General features: G+C 68.0%; 1 protein-coding gene. It reads right to left on the bottom strand.

Annotated elements, in window-relative coordinates:
• On the bottom strand, positions 1–316 hold a 316-nt coding region (locus SM757_RS35225; protein ID WP_407655840.1), incomplete at both ends, for an NAD(P)/FAD-dependent oxidoreductase.

Genomic DNA, 316 nt, shown 5'->3' with positions numbered 1-316 from the left:
GCGCTGCAGGGTCCAGGGCGGGTTCTTCATGCCCAGCTTGGGCAGCAGCCACTGCTCCACGCCAGTCATGAGCGTGGCGGTGGAGCGGCCCTTCTTGAACCACTGCTTGAAGTTCTTGGCCTGCTGCAGCTCGGTGAACAGCCAGCTCTTCTCGAAGGCCTCGGGGTAGGCCGCCAGCTCGTCGCCGCTCCTGCCCGCCTGCAGCGCCTCGAAGGCGCTTTCGGCGCACAGCATGCCGGTCTTGATCGCCGCATGGCTGCCCTTGATGCGGCTGGCGTTGAGGAAACCCGCGTCGCAGCCCACCAGCGCGCCGCCC

The sequence above is a fragment of the Azohydromonas lata genome, from assembly GCF_034427735.1.
GTDB classification, from domain to species: domain Bacteria; phylum Pseudomonadota; class Gammaproteobacteria; order Burkholderiales; family Burkholderiaceae_C; genus Azohydromonas; species Azohydromonas lata.
The sequence above is the reverse complement of the archived record's forward strand: the minus strand, read 5'-3'. Positions and strand labels throughout refer to the sequence as shown.